16 protein-coding genes and 1 riboswitch are annotated in these 18,120 nt (G+C 70.4%); of the genes, 4 read left to right on the top strand and 12 right to left on the bottom strand.

What is annotated here, in order from left to right:
- Nucleotides 1-16: 16 nt before the first annotated feature.
- Nucleotides 17-256, bottom strand: coding sequence for a hypothetical protein (locus ACZ4M3_RS14845; protein ID WP_385340533.1), 240 nt, complete (start codon nt 254-256; stop codon nt 17-19).
- A gap of 148 nt (nt 257-404) precedes the next feature.
- Here ACZ4M3_RS14845 and ACZ4M3_RS14840 point away from each other — a divergent pair, with 148 nt between their 5' ends.
- Together ACZ4M3_RS14840 and ACZ4M3_RS14835 are read left to right on the top strand one after the other, a co-directional pair.
- Nucleotides 405-1,130, top strand: a complete 726-nt coding sequence (locus ACZ4M3_RS14840) for a rhomboid family intramembrane serine protease (protein WP_467732534.1) — start codon at nt 405-407, stop codon at nt 1,128-1,130.
- Nucleotides 1,127-1,408, top strand: a complete 282-nt coding sequence (locus tag ACZ4M3_RS14835; RefSeq protein ID WP_007263678.1) for an Lrp/AsnC family transcriptional regulator — start codon at nt 1,127-1,129, stop codon at nt 1,406-1,408. The genes ACZ4M3_RS14840 and ACZ4M3_RS14835 overlap by 4 nt, the downstream gene beginning before the upstream one ends.
- A gap of 1,371 nt (nt 1,409-2,779) precedes the next feature.
- On the opposite strand, the gene ACZ4M3_RS14830 is transcribed toward ACZ4M3_RS14835, so the two are convergent.
- The 6 genes from ACZ4M3_RS14830 to ctaE all read right to left on the bottom strand — a co-directional run bounded on the left by ACZ4M3_RS14830 (nt 2,780) and on the right by ctaE (nt 10,048).
- Nucleotides 2,780-4,159 (bottom strand): aminotransferase class V-fold PLP-dependent enzyme, encoded by a 1,380-nt coding sequence (locus ACZ4M3_RS14830; RefSeq protein WP_467732532.1) that lies wholly within the window; start codon nt 4,157-4,159, stop codon nt 2,780-2,782.
- Nucleotides 4,160-4,374: 215 nt separating this feature from the next.
- Nucleotides 4,375-4,491, bottom strand: a riboswitch (SAM riboswitch).
- Between the two features lie 127 nt (nt 4,492-4,618).
- Complete coding sequence (gene trpD / locus ACZ4M3_RS14825; protein ID WP_467732530.1) at nt 4,619-5,683, bottom strand: anthranilate phosphoribosyltransferase; 1,065 nt, start codon at nt 5,681-5,683, stop codon at nt 4,619-4,621.
- A gap of 176 nt (nt 5,684-5,859) precedes the next feature.
- A complete protein-coding gene (gene qcrB / locus ACZ4M3_RS14820) occupies nt 5,860-7,491 on the bottom strand; it encodes a cytochrome bc1 complex cytochrome b subunit (RefSeq protein WP_467732528.1) in 1,632 nt (543 codons plus the stop codon).
- Complete coding sequence (gene qcrA, locus ACZ4M3_RS14815) at nt 7,488-8,546, bottom strand: cytochrome bc1 complex Rieske iron-sulfur subunit (RefSeq protein WP_467732526.1); 1,059 nt, start codon at nt 8,544-8,546, stop codon at nt 7,488-7,490. Before qcrA ends, qcrB begins: the two co-directional genes overlap by 4 nt.
- On the bottom strand, nt 8,543-9,352 hold the full coding sequence (gene qcrC / locus ACZ4M3_RS14810; protein ID WP_453354219.1) for a cytochrome bc1 complex diheme cytochrome c subunit: 810 nt from the start codon (nt 9,350-9,352) through the stop codon (nt 8,543-8,545). The genes qcrA and qcrC overlap by 4 nt, the downstream gene beginning before the upstream one ends.
- Before the next feature lie 75 nt (nt 9,353-9,427).
- Complete coding sequence (gene ctaE / locus ACZ4M3_RS14805; RefSeq protein WP_190182179.1) at nt 9,428-10,048, bottom strand: aa3-type cytochrome oxidase subunit III; 621 nt, start codon at nt 10,046-10,048, stop codon at nt 9,428-9,430.
- A 201-nt stretch (nt 10,049-10,249) separates the two neighbouring features.
- Here ctaE and ACZ4M3_RS14800 point away from each other — a divergent pair, with 201 nt between their 5' ends.
- The gene (locus tag ACZ4M3_RS14800; RefSeq protein ID WP_467732524.1) at nt 10,250-10,651 is read left to right on the top strand and encodes a hypothetical protein; all 402 of its coding nucleotides are present in this window, start codon (nt 10,250-10,252) and stop codon (nt 10,649-10,651) included.
- 93 nt (nt 10,652-10,744) lie between these two features.
- Here ACZ4M3_RS14800 and ACZ4M3_RS14795 read toward each other — a convergent pair whose 3' ends face one another.
- The 4 genes from ACZ4M3_RS14795 to ctaC all read right to left on the bottom strand — a co-directional run bounded on the left by ACZ4M3_RS14795 (nt 10,745) and on the right by ctaC (nt 15,222).
- On the bottom strand, nt 10,745-11,992 hold the full coding sequence (locus ACZ4M3_RS14795; protein WP_467732522.1) for a L,D-transpeptidase: 1,248 nt from the start codon (nt 11,990-11,992) through the stop codon (nt 10,745-10,747).
- A 127-nt stretch (nt 11,993-12,119) separates the two neighbouring features.
- Nucleotides 12,120-12,518 (bottom strand): cytochrome c oxidase subunit 4, encoded by a 399-nt coding sequence (locus ACZ4M3_RS14790; protein WP_467732520.1) that lies wholly within the window; start codon nt 12,516-12,518, stop codon nt 12,120-12,122.
- The gene (gene ctaD / locus ACZ4M3_RS14785; protein WP_136215172.1) at nt 12,515-14,251 is read right to left on the bottom strand and encodes an aa3-type cytochrome oxidase subunit I; all 1,737 of its coding nucleotides are present in this window, start codon (nt 14,249-14,251) and stop codon (nt 12,515-12,517) included. The genes ACZ4M3_RS14790 and ctaD overlap by 4 nt, the downstream gene beginning before the upstream one ends.
- Nucleotides 14,248-15,222 carry an aa3-type cytochrome oxidase subunit II gene (gene ctaC, locus ACZ4M3_RS14780; protein ID WP_467732518.1) on the bottom strand — a complete coding sequence of 325 codons (975 nt, stop codon included), beginning with the start codon at nt 15,220-15,222 and terminating at the stop codon, nt 14,248-14,250. Before ctaC ends, ctaD begins: the two co-directional genes overlap by 4 nt.
- A gap of 283 nt (nt 15,223-15,505) precedes the next feature.
- Between ctaC and ACZ4M3_RS14775 the strand changes: the two genes are divergently transcribed.
- Entirely contained in the window at nt 15,506-16,885 is a 1,380-nt protein-coding gene (locus ACZ4M3_RS14775; RefSeq protein WP_467732516.1) for an aminotransferase class V-fold PLP-dependent enzyme, read from the top strand.
- Between the two features lie 255 nt (nt 16,886-17,140).
- On the opposite strand, the gene ACZ4M3_RS14770 is transcribed toward ACZ4M3_RS14775, so the two are convergent.
- Entirely contained in the window at nt 17,141-18,115 is a 975-nt protein-coding gene (locus ACZ4M3_RS14770) for a carbohydrate kinase family protein (RefSeq protein ID WP_467732514.1), read from the bottom strand.
- Nucleotides 18,116-18,120 lie beyond the last annotated feature (5 nt).

Here is an 18,120-nt window from a genome sequence, read left to right as displayed (position 1 = left end):
GTGGGCCCGGCTCCCGTCAGGAGTCCGTGCCCGGCCTGTCCACGAGCTCGATCTGGTCCACCGCGTTGCACCAGCGGCAGCGGACCGACTCGATGGTCTCATTGACCACCTCGCGCTCCTCGACCTTGGGCTCCCCGGCGAGGTCCAGGTGGACGTACTCCACCACCTTCGACGAACGGGTGACGTCGAAGCGCGTGAGGTTGCCGCACAGGGTGCAGCGCCACCGGGTGGTGTCGGTCGGCTGGGGAACCGTCATCAGGACGCTCTCTCCTTCGTAGCTCTTTCAATTAAAGCCGCCCGCCGGAGCCGCCGGGAGCCGATGGCGGCGATCGGCGCACCGCAGCACGTAACCCTACGGCCTGGCACCACCCGCACGGGGGCCGTGCTGCGTCATGCTCTGACGCATGATCGTAAGGTGGCAGGCCGCCCTCGGCGATGCCGTGCGCGGCCCGGTGGTCACCCGCGCGCTGATCGCGGGCTGCTGTGTGGTGTTCGTCCTCGGCCCCGCCTCCGGCCTGAACCCGGGGTACGGGACGGGTGACCTGCTGCTGGAGACGGGAACCGCGTACTTCCGGCGCTGGGGCGTGGTCCCGGACGAGCTCTTCGGCGGCACGGCCCGGGCCCTGCTCACGCCGCTGACGGCGCTGTTCGTGCACGGGAGCTGGCTGCACCTACTGGGCAACATGCTCTTCCTCCACGTGTTCGGCGCGATGGCGGAGGAGCGGATGGGCCGCCCGGCGTTCCTGCTCTTCTACGTCGGTACGGGCTACCTGGCGCTGGCGGCGTACGCGGCGGCCAACGCCTCCTCCGACCAGACGCTGGTCGGGGCGTCGGGGGCGATCTCGGCGGTCCTGGGCGCGTTCCTGTGCCTGTTCCCGCGGGCCCGGGTGACGAGCCTGTTCCCGTTCCTGTTCTTCCTGCCGCTGCGGTTCCCCGCGTGGATCGTGCTGATGTTCTGGTTCGGCCTGCAGTGGCTGGCGGCGCACCGGGCGGCGAGCGGCCCGGGGGTGGCGTACCTGGCCCACGTGGTGGGGTTCTCCGTCGGGTTCGCCTACGCCTGGGTGCGATATCGGCGTACGACTAGAGTGAGGCGACCAGCGACGGCCAGCGAGGGAGACAGCCAACCGTGATCACCGCGATCGTGCTCATCAAGACCAGCGTGGACCGGATCCCCGAGATCGCCGAGTCCATCGCGCAGCTGGACAGCGTCAGCGAGGTCTACTCGGTCACCGGCACCTACGACCTCATCGCGCTGGTCCGCGTCGCCCGCCACGAGAACCTGGCGGACATCATCCCGGGCCGGATCAGCAAGATCCCGGGCGTCGAGGCGACGGACACCCACGTGGCGTTCCGCACGTACTCCCAGCACGACCTGGAAGCCGCCTTCGCGATCGGCCTCGACGCGTAGCCCCTGGCCGGGGGCTTGACGGAAGCAGCCGTCCGGTCCGGCCCGGGTCCCCGCCGCAGGAGTGGCCCACCATCGGCCCCCAGGCGGCCGGCGAGGGTCTCCGCCCGGTCGCGGCCCTACCGGTGGCCGCCCCCCGGCCGTCGTCGCACGGCACGGCATCTCCGCCCGGTCGCGGCCCTACCGCTGGCCGGCCCCCGGCCGTCGTCGCACGGCACGGCATCTCCGCCCGGTCGCGGCCCTACCGCTGGCCGCCCCCCGGCCGTCGTCGCACGGCACGGCATCTCCGCCCGGTCGCGGCCCTACCGGTGGACGCCCCCCGGTTGTCGTCGCACGGCACGGCATCTCCGCCCGGTCGCGGCCCTACCGCTGGCCGGACGCCCAGCTCGTCGTCCTAGCGGACGTTGGCGGCCGCCGATAGCCGTGCCGTCCGGCAGGTGTCGGTCCGCGGCTCCGCAGAACGGCCGGCGCGTTGCGCCGGTCGCGCTCCTGCCAGCGGTCGGGCCCCGGGTCCGGGGTCCATGTTCCCTCGTCCCGAGCCGCCGGCTACCCGCCGGCGCCGTTCCGCGCAGCGGGCTCGGGGCGCGGGGCCGCTCGCAGCGGGGCTGCCCAGCTCCCCCCGGCTCTCGCCTCCTCGGCGGGCCGACCGGCCCGCCCGTCAGGCGGTCGCAGTGCCAGCCGCCGGTACCGCCCCTGGACCCTCGGCGGCGTGCTGCCGCCGAGGCCGGGGATCTGCCGTTCCGCCGCCGCCCCCGAAGCTACGGACCACGCCCGGTCGTGGCCGTCCGTGGACCCGGCCGAGGTCGCACGCCGCACCCATGCGGCGACCCCCCGGACCGAGCACCGGCCCCCGGCACGAGGCCGCCCTCAAACCGCCACCCCACCGACGCCCGGGCACCGGCCCAGGCGCGCGCACCACACCAAGGCCCCCACCGCCACACACACGCAGCCGCCCAACCACCCGGACCGAGCACCGGCCCCCGGCACGAGCCCGCCCTCAAACCGCCACCCCACCGACGCCCGGGCACCGGCCCAGGCGCGCGCACCACACCAAGGCCCCCACCGCCACGCACACGCGGCCGCCCAACCAACCAGCCGAGCACCGTCTCTCCCCGGCCCGAGGCCGCCCTCAGACCACCACTCCACTGACGCGCGTGGACCCGGCCGCGCTCGCGCGGCCACCGCTACGCGTGCGCGGCACCCACTCGCCCGGGCCGAGTACCGGCCCCCGGCATGACCACCGGCTGAGGTCGCGTGCCTCGCCCAGGGCGGCCACTGCCTGCGTGTGCGGCCGCCCGGCACGAGGCCGCCCTCGAACCACCGCCCCGCCGACGCCGGGGAAGCACCCTGGCGCTGAGCCGCGCGAGGGCCGCGTCAAGAGACGGGCACGCAGCGGCCTTCCTCCGTGCGGTACTGCCACTTCGCGCCGTCCGCGACCAGCTCCCGCACCGCGCGGACGAAGCGCTCCACGTGCTCGTCCGGGGTGCCCGCGCCGAAGCTGACGCGGATCGCGTTCAGCGACCGCTCCCCCGGCGCCGCCTCCGGCGCCCCGCATTCGCCCTGGGCCTGCGGTTCGCTGCCCAGCAGCGTCCGCACCAGCGGGTGGGCGCAGAACAGGCCGTCGCGGACGCCGATGCCGTACTCGGCCGACAGCGCGGCGGCGAAGTGGGAGCTGTTCCAGCCCTCCACCACGAACGAGATCACGCCGACCCGCGGGGCCTCGTCCCCGAACAGGGAGAGGACCCGGACCTCGGGGACCGCCGCCAGGCCCTCGCGGACCTGCGCGATCAGCTGCCGTTCCCGGGCAACCAGGCCCTCGAAGCCCGCCTCCGTCAGCGCCCGGCAGGCGGAGGCGATGGAGTAGACGCCGATGACGTTCGGGGAGCCGGCCTCGTGCCGGGCGGCCGTGGTGTGCCACTCGACGTCCACGCCCCCGTCCGCGCGCCGGGCCACCTTCCGCGACGCGCCGCCGCCGGCCAGGTACGGCTGCGCCTCCTGGAGCCAGTCGGCCCGCCCCGCCAGTACGCCGGAGCCGAACGGCGCGTACAGCTTGTGCCCGGAGAAGGCGACCCAGTCCACGTCCAGCTCCCGCACCGAGACGGGGTGGTGCGGCGCCAGCTGGGCGGCGTCCAGCACGATCCGCGCGCCGTGGGCGTGCGCCGCGGCGGTGAGTTCCTTCACCGGCCACAGCTCGCCGGTGACGTTGGACGCGCCGGTGACGCACACCAGCGCCGGGCCGTACGGATCCCGCCCGGCCAGCGCCCGCTCCAGGGTGGCGACGGCCTCGTCCGGGGTGCGCGGCGCGTTGAGGTACGTGACCTGCGCGTCGCCCCACGGCAGCAGCGACGCGTGGTGCTCGGTCTCGAAGACGAAGACCTGGCAGCCGGCGGGGAGCACGGCCGCGAGCAGGTTGAGCGAGTCGGTCGTGGACCGGGTGAAGACCACCTGATCGGCGGGCCGGCAGTCCAGGAACTCCGCGACCGTGGCCCGGCTCTGCTCGAACAGGTCGGTCGACAACTGCGAGAGGTATCCGGCGCCGCGGTGCACGCTGCCGTAGTACGGGGCGTACGCGGCCACGTCGTCCCAGACCCGCTGGAGCGCCGGCGCGCTGGCCGCGTAGTCGAGGGCCGCGTACGTGACCTCGCCGCCGGTGACGAGCGGGACGGTGACGTCCCGGCCCAGCACGGGCAGCGGCTCGGCACACCCGGTGCGGTCGGCGGTGGCGGTGGCGGTGACGTTCAGGGATGCGGACATGGCGGTATCTCCCGGCAGGCAGGACGGAATGGCTTCGGTGTCTGCCCGTACGCGGGTACGGCTCGGCGGCCGTCCGGGGCACGGGGGTGTCTCGGGGTTCCGGGTACGCGGAAGCGACCCTGTTTCCGAGGGGTGAAGAAGGGGCGCAGACGCCCTATCGCATTCGCTTGCTCACGGAAAAAGCTCCTCGAGGACCAGGATCCCTGGTGTCGAGGGATCCGCGCTTGCCGTAGACCTCACTGCCTACGGCCTGGTCATCACCCGGGGCACCCCGCCACGGAAGGAGGGTTGCCGGACAGCGAGCCGGGGCCAAAGCGCTGTCACTCGTGACCTGGTCAGCATCCTGCCACAAGATCCCGCACGCGCAAGACCCCGGTCCGCATGCTGGACCGGGGTCACCTCTTTCACGCCGTTCTCACACGGCCCGGCCGGCGCCTGCGCACACCGCCCGGCCAGGGCCTACGCGTTGCTCGCCGCCACCCAGCGCTCCAGCGCCGCCCGGGCCGCGCCCGAGTCGATGGCCTCGGCCGCCCGGGCGATGCCCGCCGCGAGCTGCTCCTCCAGGGAGCCCGTGCCCGGGTCCAGCGCCACGAGCGCGGCCGCCGAGTTCAGCAGCACCGCGTCCCGCACCGGACCGGTCTCGCCGGCCAGCAGCCGGCGCGCCACGTCGGCGTTGTACGAGGCGTCCTCGCCCCGCAGCGCCGACACGTCCACCAGGTCGATGCCGACGTCGCGCGGGTCGAAGGACAGCTCCGTCACCGCGCCGTCGCGCACCCACCACACCCGGGACGTGGCCGTCGTCGTCAGCTCGTCGAGGCCGTCGTCGCCGCGGAAGACCAGGGCGGAGGAGCCGCGTTCGGCGAGCACGCCCGCCACGATGGGGGCCACCCGGGCGTCGGCCACCCCGGTCGCCTGCGCCCGGACCCGCGCCGGATTGGTGAGCGGGCCCAGGAAGTTGAAGGTGGTCCGGATGCCCAGCTCCTTACGGGCCGCGGCGACGTGCCGCAGCGCGGGGTGGAACTTCACCGCGAAGCAGAAGGTGACGCCGGCCTGCTCGGCGACCTCCACCACCCGCGCCGGGGTGAGGTCGAGGTTGACGCCGAGCTTCTCCAGGACGTCGGAGGCCCCGCTGGCGGAGGAGGCGGCCCGGTTGCCGTGCTTGACGACCTTGGCGCCCGTTCCGGCCACGACGATCGCGGACATCGTGGAGATGTTCACCGTTTTGGCCCCGTCGCCGCCGGTGCCGACGATGTCCACCGTCCGGCCCGGCACCTCGATCAGGTTGGCGTGTTCGTACATGGCCCGCACCAGGCCGTTGATCTCCGCGACGGTCTCGCCCTTGGCCCGCAGCGCGACCGCGAAGCCGGCGATCTGGGCGTCGGTGGCTTCCCCGCGCATGATCCGGTCCATGGCCCAGGCCGTGTCGTCGCTGCTCAGGTCCCGGCCGGTCAGCAGGGCGTCGAGGACGCCCGGCCACCCGCGGGCCGCCACGCTGTCGCCGCCTGCCGGGGTCGCAACGTTCATGGTCCGCTCCTGCGCTAGTGGGCCGCCCCGTACTCGCCGCCCACGTCGAATGGGAAGGCCCTCAGCCTATCCAGCCGGGGCGGACGGCAAAGAGCCCCGTCCAGACCCTGGACGGGGCTCTCGCCGTGGCGACACCAGGATTGACCGGAATCAATCCCTCAAGCGGTCATGCGGGATCAGTGGTGGCCGTGGCCGCTCTGGATCTCCTTGTACTCCTCCACCGTGGGCTTCGGAATCTGGTTGTTCTCCGCGTAGAAGCCCTTGCTCAGCTTCGCGCGGAGCTTCTCCGTGGCCTTGGGCTTGCGCTCCACGCCGTTCTCGTCGACCGTCGGGCCGAGTTCGATCGGCTGGTACTGCTCGTGCGAGGTGAGCGTGTGCAGCTTGGCCTGCGGCAGCGGCTCGTGGATCTCGACGAACTCACCGTGCGGCAGCCGCTTGATGATGCCGGTCTCGCGACCGTGCAGCACCTTGTCGTGGTCCCGGCGCTGGAGGCCGAGGCAGATCCGCTTGGTGACGATGAAGGCGAGGACCGGGACGACGAAGAAGCCGATCCGGACGAACCACGTGATGTTGTTGATCGAGAGGTGGAAGTACTGCGCGAACATGTCGTTTCCACCGCCGATCAGCAGGACGATGTACTCCGCGATCCAGGCGACACCGAAGGCCGTACGGGTCGGGACGTTGCGCGGGCGGTCCAGCAGGTGGTGCTCACGCTTGTCGCCGGTGACCCAGGACTCGATGAACGGCCAGACGGCGATCGCGCCCAGCACCAGCGGGAAGAGCAGCAGCGGGATGAACACGCCCAGCACGAGGGTGTGGCCCCACAGGTTGATCTCCCAGCCCGGCATGGCACGGATCAGGCCTTCCGGCATACCCATGTACCAGTCGGGCTGCGCGCCGGTGGACACGTGGTCCGGGCGGTACGGGCCGAGCGCCCAGATGGGGTTGATCGAGGCGAGCGCCGCGATGGCCGCGATGACACCGAAGACCAGGAAGAAGAAGCCTCCGGCCTTGGCCATGTAGACCGGCAGCAGCGGCATGCCGACGACGTTGTTGTTCGTCTTGCCGGGACCCGCGTACTGGGTGTGCTTGTGGTAGAAGACCAGGATCAGGTGGGCCACCAGCAGGCCCATCATGATGCCGGGCAGCAGCAGGATGTGGATCGAGTAGAAGCGTGCGACGAAGTCGCCGCCGGGGAACTCGCCGCCGAAGAGGAAGAACGACAGGTACGTGCCGACGATCGGCACGGACAGGATCGCGCCCTCCATGAAGCGGACACCGGTGCCCGAGAGCAGGTCGTCCGGCAGGGAGTAACCGGTGAAGCCGGTGAACATGCCGAGGACCAGCAGCAGGAAGCCGAAGATCCAGTTGACCTCGCGCGGCTTGCGGAACGCGCCGGTGAAGAAGACGCGCATCATGTGCACGACCATGGCCGCGACGAAGATGAGCGCCGACCAGTGGTGGATCTGCCGGATGAGCAGACCGCCGCGGACGTCGAAGCTGATGTCCAGCGTCGAGGCGAAGGCCTCGGACATCTGGACGCCCTGCATCGGCACGTACGGGCCGTGGTAGACGACCTCGTTCATGCTCGGGTGGAAGAACAGCGTCAGGTACACACCCGTGAGGATGATGATGATGAAGCTGTAGAGGCAGATCTCACCGAGCATGAAGGACCAGTGGTCCGGGAAGATCTTGCGCATGTTCGACTTGGCCAGGCTGTAGATGCCCAGGCGGCCGTCGGCCCAGTCCGCTACCCGCTCGCCGGCGGGCGCTTTGCGCTGACTGTCGGTGGTGGTGGCAGTGCTCATCCGCGCTCCCAGAATGCAGGACCGACGGGCTCTTCGAAGTCGCCGTGCGCTTCGAGGAAGCCTTCGTCATTGACGCCGATCCGCAGCTGCGGAAGCGCGTGACCAGCGGGGCCGAAGATGACTCGGGCGCCGTCGGAGAGGTCGAAGGTGGACTGGTGGCACGGGCAGAGCACGTGGTGGGTCTGCTGCTCGTACAGGCTGATCGGGCAGCCGACGTGGGTGCAGATCTTGGAGAAGGCCACGATGCCGTCGTGGGACCACTCCAGCTCCCGCTTGTCCTTGATGTCCTGCGGCTGGAGCCGGACGATCATCAGGGCGGCCTTGGCGATCTGGTTCTGGAAGTCGTGCTGGGTCTCCTCCAGGCCTTCCGGCATGGCGAAGGTCAGCGAACCGACGACCACGTCCTCGGGACGCAGCGGCTCCATCGTGTTCTGGTTGATGAGCAGCTTGCCCTTGGCCCACAGGGTCTTGCGCAGCTTCTCCTCGGGCAGCGGGCCCAGGTCGCGCATGATCACCACGGCGGACAGCGGCAGCATGGCCAGCGCGCCCAGCATGGTGTTGCGGATCAGCGGACGGCGGCCGATGGCCGACTCGCTCGCGCCGTCGGCGAAGTCCTGCAGGACCTTGGCCTTGACCTCCGGCGGCGCCGCGATGGCGTGGCGCTCGTCGGCGACCTCCACGTCGGACATCAGGGTGCGGGCCCAGTGGACCGCGCCCGCGCCGATGCAGAAGAGGGCCGTGCCCAGGGTCAGACCGAGGGCGAAGTTCAGGCCGCTCACCCTCCCGATCGGGAAGATGTACACGAACTTGTCGACGGGGATCGTCACGTACGCGGCGATGAAGCCGATCGTGGCGAGCATCGACAGCGTGAACAGCATCGCCACCGTGCGCTCGGACCGCCTGGCGGCCCGCTCGTCGATGTCCTGGATGCGCGGCTTGTGGACCGGCAGGCCCGGGTCGGCGAACGGGTCGTCCGCGACTGCTACGCCACCGTGGTGCGCGTCGCCCTGCTCGCTCGGCAGGTGCTTCTCTTCGGGAATGTCTTGGCTACTCATGACTTCTTGGCCTTAGCGGTGTGGGCCGCGACCCAGACGGCGACAGCGATCAGCGCACCCAGAGCGAAGATCCAGCCGAACAGACCCTCGGAGACGGGGCCGAGGCCACCGAGCTTCAGGCCGCCAGGGCTGACCGACTTGTCGCCGTTCACGTTCTGGAGGTACGCGATGATGTCCTTCTTCTGCTTCTCCGGCATCGTGCTGTCGGGGAAGGAGGGCATGTTCTGCGGGCCGGTGAGCATGGCCTCGTAGATGTGCTTCGGCGAGACGTCCGCAAGGTTGGGGGCGTACTTGCCGTGCGTCAGGGCGCCGCCCTCGCCGGTGAAGTTGTGGCACTGCGCGCAGTTGTTGCGGAACAGTTCGCCACCCTTGGCGATGTCGGCACCCGCCGGGTCCACCTGCTTCTGGGTGGGCACGGCCGGGCCGGCTCCCAGCGAGGCGACGTACGCGGCGAGCTGGTCGATCTGGGCCTGCGTGTAGATCACGGGCTTGGCCGGGATCTGCGCGCCGGGCTGCTGGGCGGGCATGCGGCCCGTACCCACCTGGAAGTCGACGGCCGCGGAGCCGACGCCGACCAGGCTGGGGCCGTCAGAGGAACCCTGACCGCCGGTTCCGTGGCAGCTTGCGCAGCCGACGGCGTAGAGCTTCTTGCCCTCCTCGATGGCGAGGGACTGGGCGGTGTCATCGGCCTGCGCCTTGCCCGCGGGGGCGAAGGCGGCGTAAAGCCCCCCAGTGGCCGCCAGCGCGAGGAGTAGAACGACGACCGCCGCCAGCGGATGGCGTCGTCGTGCGGAGAGCTTTTTCACGGATTACCCCGGTGTCAGGATCTTCTGCGTCGGTGATTCTGGATGGATTGCCGGGCGTGCCCGGCGACGTGTTCGCTACTTGATCAGGTAGATCGTCGCGAAGAGGCCGATCCAGACGACATCGACGAAGTGCCAGTAGTAGGACACGACGATGGCCGACGTGGCCTGTTCGTGGGTGAACCTCTTGGCCGCGTACGTCCGGCCGAGGACCAGCAGGAAGGCGATGAGACCGCCCGTCACGTGCAGACCGTGGAAGCCGGTGGTCAGGTAGAACACCGACCCGTACGGTCCGGACTTGAGGGACATGCCCTCGTGCTTGACCAGCTCGGTGTACTCGAACACCTGGCCGCCAATGAAGATCGCACCCATGACGAACGTGATGATGAACCACGTCCGGAGCTTCTTCACGTCACCGCGCTCGGCGGCGAATACGCCGAGCTGGCAGGTGAGGGAGGAGAGCACCAGGATCGTGGTGTTCGTCGCCGAGAAGGGCAGATTCAAGGCCGAAGCCTGCTCTGTCCAGTACTCGGCGCCCGTCACGGATCGCAGGGTGAAGTACATCGCGAAGAGGGCCGCGAAGAACATCAGCTCGGAACTCAACCAGATGATGGTTCCGACGCTGACGAGGTTCGGCCGGTTGACCGTCGGGTGCGCGTGCCCGGTATCTACTGTCGTTGCTGTCGCCACGACCGACATTATGTCGGTCGCTTATCCCGCCCTCACCCCGGGGGGTGCCGTTCGGAGTGTCAGAGGCGTGTGCAAGGCCCGAACGGCCCATCAGATCTGCTGACCGGCGGCGGTCCGCGAGGCCGTGCGAACCGATGTTGACAAGCGGTCGGACGGAGTAGCATCCCGCGCAACATCAACGTGATTCACGGGCACACGTGGAGGAACGAAATGCGGGCGACTGCGCGAGTTCTGGTCTACAGCGACGACGCGGGCACCCGGGAGCAGGTGCGGCTGGCCTCCGGGCGCAGGCCGGCCGCGGACCTGCCGCCGGTGGAGTTCCTGGAGTGCGCGACGCTGCCGGCGGTCCTCAAGGCGCTGGACGAGGGCGGCGTGGACGCGTGCGTGCTGGACGGCGAGGCCGTTCCGGCGGGCGGCATGGGCGTGTGCCGGCAGATCAAGGACGAGATCTTCCGCTGTCCCCCGGTGCTGTTGCTGATGGGACGCCCGCAGGACGCCTGGCTGGCCACCTGGAGCCGGGCGGATGCGGCCGTCACCCTTCCGGTTGACCCGGTGGAGTTCCCGGAGGTCCTGGCGCGTCTCCTGCGCGCCCGGCTATCGCTGGACGCGTAGCCCGGCGCCGCTCAAGCGGAACCGGCCCGTCGGGAGCCTGGGGGCTCCCGCACGGGCCGGTTCGGGGCCGCTGGGCGGGCCTGCGGGGCCGGTTCAGACCTGCGGGCGCAGTCGGGCCTGGTCGACCGCGTTGCGGCCTTCCTGGGTGCCGCCCACCAGGGCGCTGCCTTCGCGCCAGTCCTTCCAGTCCATGTTCCAGTCGCCGTAGCCGTTGCCGAAGGTGTCCATCTCGTCGCCGATGCTGTTGATCACCTTGACGATGTCGCCCTCGCTGATGTTCTCGTAGAACCAGGCGGCGTTGCCGGTGCTCATGCCGGTGCAGCCGTGGCTGACGTTCTCGTAGCCCTGGGAGCCGACGGACCACGGCGCGGCGTGGACGTATTCACCACTCCAGGTGACGCGCGTCGCGTAGTAGACGGGCAGGTTGTAGTACTCGCTGCCGCCGATGCCGACGGTGTCGCCGCGCATCTGGACGTAGTACTGCTTGCCGAGGACCACCTTGATGCCGTTGCGGGTGGAGAAGCCGGGCTTTCCGGTGGTCACCGGAATGGTGTTGATCACTTCTCCGTTGCGCTTGAACGTGAGGTAGTGGGACGCGGCGTCGGTGGTGACCTCGACGCGGTCGCCGATCTCCAGTTTCAGCGGCTTGCTGGCGGTCCCGTAGAGGTCGTCGGTGACCTTGACGCCCTCCAGGTTGCTCCGGACGGAGACGGTGGAGTGGGCGGGCCAGTAGTCCTTGGGGCGGAAGTGCAGCTTCTTGTCGTCCACCCAGTGCCAGGCGCCCTCGACGCCCGACGGCACGTCCACGACCAGACCGCGCTCCACGAGGGCGCGGGCGGCCTTGTCCTTCACCGGCTCGCTCAGTTCGGCCGTGATGGGCTGTCCGACGCCGTATTTGCCCGCGTCCGGGCCGAATTCCACCTGGAGGACCTTCTTGGCCGGGGTGGTGTCGAACGTCAGCGTCCGCTGCCCGGGGGCGCCCCGCTCGTCCTCCGTGCTCACGGTGGCCGTGTAGCGGACGCCGGCGGCCATCGAGGCGGTGCTGTGCCAGCGGTCGCCCTTGGCGGAGAGCTCGCCCGCCAGGCGGCGGCCGTGGGTGTCCACCACGGTCACGTCGGTGATCCGCGAGCCGGAGCCCTTCGAGGTGACCTCCAGCGGCCGGCTGGGGTCGACGGGGCGGCCGCCGGAGGCCTGGTTGAAAGACACGTGGTCGCCCGCGTCGTACGGACGGGCGGACAGCGGGTTGTCGTCGGACCCCCCGCACGCGGTGGCGCCGGCCCCGAGGGACGCGACCAGCAGGGAGCAGCTGAGTACCGTCCAAAGACGCGGTGAGTGCTTCATGGAGCCAACGCTATGAAGGTATGACAATTACGGCGCGCGGGGTGACTGCAAACGAGGGGCCCGGACTCCTCCGTTGGAGGTGTCCGGGCCCCTGGTGCCGTGCTCCGGGTCCTGCGGGTGGTGCTCGCTACTGGTTCTGGTTCTCACCGCGGTAGTACTCGTACACCCAGCCCCACAGGCCGATCACGATGATCGGGGCCGAGAAGTACATGAGCCACCAGCCGAAGATGACGCCCATGAACGCGAGCGCGCCGCCGATGCCCAGCGAGAGCGGCTGCCAGCTGTGCGGGGAGAAGAACCCCAGCTCGCCCGCCTCGTCGGCGACGTCGGCCTCCAGGTTGTCCTGGGCCATCTCGTCCACGCGCTTGGCCGTGAAGGCCAGGTAGTAGCCGATCATGACGCTCAGGCCGAAGGCCAGGAAGAGCGCGGTGGTGCCGACGGTCTCCTTCGACCACACGCCGTACACGACGGCCATGATCAGGATGAAGAAGGAGAGCCAGAGGAACAGCTTGCCCTGGATCTTCACTTGCCGGCCTCCTTGTCGCCGGTGAGGGCCTTGGTGGCACCGGCGGTGTGGTCCTCGAGGTGGTCGAGGGCCGCGATCTCCGGGTGGTGCAGGTCGAACGCCGGGGATTCGGAGCGGATCCGCGGCAGGGTGAGGAAGTTGTGCCGCGGCGGCGGGCAGGAGGTCGCCCACTCGAGCGAACGGCCGTAACCCCACGGGTCGTCGACCTCGACCTTCTTGCCGTACTTGGCCGTCTTCCAGACGTTGTACATGAACGGCAGCATCGACAGGCCGAGCAGGAACGAGCTGATCGTGGAGATGGTGTTCAGCGTCGTGAAGCCGTCGGCGGCGAGGTAGTCCGCGTAACGGCGCGGCATGCCCTCGGCGCCGAGCCAGTGCTGGACCAGGAAGGTGCCGTGGAAGCCGATGAACAGCGTCCAGAAGGTGATCTTGCCGAGGCGCTCGTCCAGCATCTTGCCCGTGAACTTCGGCCACCAGAAGTGGAAGCCGGCGAACATCGCGAAGACCACGGTGCCGAAGACGACGTAGTGGAAGTGCGCGACGACGAAGTACGAGTCGGAGACGTGGAAGTCCATCGGGGGCGAGGCCAGGATGACGCCGGTCAGACCACCGAAGGTGAAGGTGACCAGGAAGCCGATCGTCCAGAGCATCGGGGTCTCGAAGGACAGCGAGCCCTTCCACATGGTGCCGATCCAGTTGAAGAACTTCACACCGGTCGGTACCGCGATCAGGAAGGTCATGAAGGAGAAGAACGGCAGCAGCACACCGCCGGTGACGTACATGTGGTGGGCCCACACGGTCACCGAGAGTCCGGCGATCGCGATCGTCGCGGCGATCAGGCCGATGTAGCCGAACATCGGCTTGCGGCTGAAGACCGGGATGATCTCGGAGACGATGCCGAAGAACGGTAGCGCGATGATGTACACCTCTGGATGGCCGAAGAACCAGAAGAGGTGTTGCCACAGTAGGGCGCCGCCGTTGGACGCGTCGAACACGTGCGCACCGAACTTCCGGTCGGCCTCCAGCGCGAAGAGCGCGGCGGCCAGCACCGGGAAGGCGAGCAGGACCAGGACACCGGTCAGCAGCACGTTCCAGGTGAAGATCGGCATGCGGAACATCGTCATGCCGGGAGCGCGCATGCAGATGATCGTGGTGATGAAGTTGACCGAGCCGAGGATCGTGCCGAAGCCGGAGAAGGCCAGACCCATGATCCACATGTCGGCGCCGATGCCCGGCGAGCGGACCGCGTCCGACAGCGGGGAGTAGGCGAACCAGCCGAAGTCGGCGGCGCCGTTCGGCGTGACGAAGCCGGCCACCGCGATGGTCGAGCCGAAGAGGTAGAGCCAGTACGCGAACATGTTCAGCCGCGGGAACGCCACGTCGGGCGCACCGATCTGCAGCGGCATGATCCAGTTGGCGAAGCCCGCGAACAGCGGGGTGGCGAACATCAGCAGCATGATCGTGCCATGCATGGTGAACGCCTGGTTGAACTGCTCGTTCGACATGATCTGCGAGCCCGGACGGGCCAGCTCGGCACGCATGAAGAGCGCCAGTACGCCGCCGATGAGGAAGAACACGAACGACGTGACCAGGTACATCGTGCCGATGGTCTTGTGGTCGGTCGTGGTCATCCACTTCACGACCACGTTGCCCGGCTGCTTGCGCCGTACCGGCAGCTCGTTCTCGTACGAGTCGGCTGCGGCGGCACCCTGAGGTTCGTTGAGGATGCTCACAGTTTGTTCGTCTCCGCATTCCGGGCCGGGTCGGTCTGCTTGATGCCGGCCGGGAGGAAGCCGGTCTGCCCCTTCTCGGCCAGTTCCTTGAGGTGCGCCTGGTATTCGGCGGGCGAGACGATCTTCACGTTGAAGAGCATCCGGGAGTGGTCGACGCCGCAGAGTTCGGCGCACTTGCCCTTGTAGGTGCCGAACTGGTCCGGGGTGACCTCGAAGACGTTGGTGTGACCGGGGATCACGTCCTGCTTGAACAGGAAGGGCACCACCCAGAAGGAGTGGATGACGTCGTTCGACGACAGGATGAAGCGGACCTTCTCGCCCTTGGGCAGGTAGAGGGTCGGCCCCGGGTTGCCGGTCTGCGGGTTCCGCTCGCCGGGGACGCCCTTGTCGTAGACGCCTTCGGCGCCCGCGGGGAAGTCCTTGGTGAAGCGGTCCGGAATGTTGGCGAGGTTCGTGGGAACCGTGCCCGCCTTCGGGGTGGCCCCGTCGCCGTCGACGTTCTCGACGTAGTTGAAGCCCCAGCTCCACTGGTAGCCGACCACGTTGATGGTGTGGGCCGGCTTGGCGGAGAGGGAGAGCAGCTTCGACTCGTCACGCGCGGTGAAGTAGAAGAGCACCGAGACGATGATGAGCGGAACGACCGTGTACAGCGCCTCGATGGGCATGTTGTACCGGGTCTGCGGGGGGACCTCCACCTTCGTCCGGCTGCGCCGGTGGAAGATGACGCTCCACAGGATCAGGCCCCAGACCAGGATGCCCGTGACGAGGGCGGCTGCCCACGACCCCTGCCACAGGGACAGGATGCGGGGCGCCTCCTCCGTGACCGGGGTGGGCATTCCGAGGCGGGGGAAGTCTTGCCAGTTGTACGAGCAACCAGTGGCGGTCGCCAGGACCGCGCCCGCAGTCAGCGCCTGCAGCAGCTTCCGCCGCATCGGGCGCCGCGGCGAGCGGTCGGAGCCGTAGGGACTCACGTAGCGCCTTCCCGAGAGTCTCGGCCCGCGCGGCCGGCCGCGGCCGTGTTCGGGTCGGTCGCCGGCCCTGACGCAGGCAGGGGTTTGGATGTTTATGCGGACCAAACCCTACTGGACGCTATTTGGGGTCGCGCGGGGAGGGTGCCCAACGCGCCGCTACTGACCCCGAAGGGGTGGATCCGCCGTCCGGGGGACGCTCCGTCCGGCCCTGAACGGCGGCCGGGACACCCCTTCTGACGGGCCCTGACCCCGGGTGCGGCGGGGAGCCGGTTAGCGTGCCCGTATGCCGTACTTCGACTCCGCTTCCGCCGCCCCGCTCCACCCCGTGGCCAGGCAGGCGCTGCAGGCCGCCCTGGACGAGGGCTGGGCCGACCCCGTCCGGCTGTACCGCGAGGGGCGGCGGGCCCGGCTGTTGCTGGACGCGGCGCGGGAGGCGGCCGCCGAGGCGGTGGGGTGCCGCCCGGACGAGCTCGTGTTCACTCCTTCGGGGACGCACGCGGTTCACACGGGCGTCGCGGGGGCGCTCGCCGGGCGCCGCCGGGTCGGCGGCCGGCTGGTCGTCTCGGCGGTGGAGCACAGCTCCGTCCTCCACGCGGCCGAGGCGCACGCGGCGTCCGGCGGCACGGTGACGGAGGTTCCGGTGGACCGGCTGGGGGCGGTGTCCCCCGCCGGGTACGCCTCCGCCGTGGACCCGGCCACCGCGCTGGCCTGCCTCCAGTCGGCCAATCACGAGGTGGGCACGGTCCAGCCGGTGGCGGAGGTGGCCGAGGTCTGTGGCGCGGCGGGGGTGCCGCTGCTGGTGGACGCGGCGCAATCGCTGGGCTGGGGCCCGGTCGAGGGGGCGTGGTCGCTGCTCACCGCGAGCGCACACAAGTGGGGCGGGCCGCCCGGGGTGGGGCTGCTGGCGGTCCGCAAGGGGGTCCGGTTCGCCCCGCAAGGCCCCCTGGACGAGCGGGAGTCGGGCCGCTCCCCCGGCTTCGGGAACCTCCCGGCCGTGGTGGCGGCGGCGGCCTCGCTGCGGGCCGTACGCGCCGAGGCGGATGCGGAGGCGGCCCGGCTGCGGGTGCTGGTGGACCGGATCCGGCGGCGGGTCGCGCGGCTGGTGCCGGACGTGGAGGTGGTGGGCGACGCCGAGCGGCGGCTGCCGCACCTGGTCACCTTCTCCTGCCTGTACGTCGACGGGGAGACCCTGCTGCACGAACTGGACCGGGCGGGCTACTCGGTGTCGTCGGGCTCGTCCTGCACCAGCTCCACCCTGACGGCGTCGCACGTCCTGAAGGCGATGGGCGTGCTGTCGGAGGGGAACGTTCGGGTGTCCCTGCCGCCGGGGACGACGGCCGAGGAGGTGAACGGGTTCCTGGAGGTGCTGCCGCGGGCGGTGTCGGCCATCCGGGCCCGGCTCGGGGTGCCGCAGGATCAGGAGGCGGCCCCGGTCGCGGAGTCGGTGGAGCTGGACGCGCTGGGTCTGCGGTGCCCGCAGCCGGTCATCGAGCTGGCCCGGGCGATCGGCACGGTGCCCGTGGGCGGGACGGTGACGGTGGTCTCCGACGACGAGGTGGCCCGGCTCGACATCCCGGCGTGGTGCGCGATGCGCGGCCATGCGTACGTGGGCGAGGCGGCCCGGCCGGTGGGCGCGGCGTACACGGTCCGCCGGCTGCGGTGACGGCGACGCCCCCGGCACCGGCCGGGGGCGTCGCCGTGCAGACCCGCTAGGGCGTGTTCCGAAGGGAGCGCCGGCCGCCCGGAGGGCGGGCCCCGCGGCGTCCGGTGCGTGCGATCGCAAGGCGGAGGGTCGCCCTCGTACCGGGCGTACGCGCGCTCGTCCCCCAGCTACCGCCGGGGGCACCTCGCAGCGGCAGCTGGGGGACGAGCGCGCGGGCCGGGCGTCGCGGGTCAGGTGGGAGGTTCGAAACCCGCCCTAGGCCAGGTGGGCCCGGACCTCGGCGGCGGCCGTCTCGCCGTAGGCCTTGGTGAAGCGGCCCATGAAGTGCGCACGGGCCAGGGTGTACTCCTGGGTGCCCAGCGTCTCGATCACCAGGGTGGCCAGCATGCAGCCGACCTGCGCCGCCCGTTCCAGCCCGACGCCCCAGCCCAGGCCGGTCAGGAAACCGGCGCGGAAGGCGTCGCCGACGCCGGTCGGGTCGATCTTCGCGTTCTCCTCCGGGCAGCCGACGACGATCGGCTCCTCGCCCTCGCGCTCGATGCGCACGCCGTTCGAGCCGAGCGTGGTGACGCGGGTGCCGACCTTGGAGAGGATCTCCGCGTCCGTCCAGCCGGACTTCGACTCGATGAGGCCCTTCTCGTACTCGTTCGAGAAGAGGTACGTCGCGCCCTCCATCAGGGTGCGGATGTTCTCGCCGTCCATCCGGGCGATCTGCTGCGAGAAGTCGGCCGCGAACGGGATGCCCCGGGTACGGCACTCCTCCGTGTGGCGGAGCATCGCCTCGGGGTCGTCGGCGCCGATCAGGACGAGGTCCAGGCCGCCCACCCGGTCGGCGACGGCCTTCAGCTCGATGAGCCGGGCCTCGCTCATCGCGCCCGTGTAGAAGGAGCCGATCTGGTTGTGGTCGGCGTCCGTGGTGCACACGAAGCGCGCGGTGTGCAGCACCTCGGAGATCCGGACGGACTCGGTGTCGACGCCGTGCCGGTCCAGCCAGGCGCGGTACTCGTCGAAGTCGGAGCCGGCGGCGCCGACCAGGATCGGGCGGCTGCCGAGCTGCCCCATGCCGAAGCAGATGTTCGGGCCGACACCGCCCCGCCGGACGTCGAGGTTGTCGACGAGGAAGGAGAGGGAGACCGTGTGCAGCTGGTCGGCGACCAGCTGGTCGGCGAAGCGGCCCGGGAAGGTCATCAGGTGATCGGTGGCGATGGAGCCGGTGACTGCGATACGCACGGCGT

The organism is Streptomyces sp. NPDC026522 (genome assembly GCF_055567555.1).
This window is presented reverse-complemented; position numbering and strand designations above follow the sequence as displayed.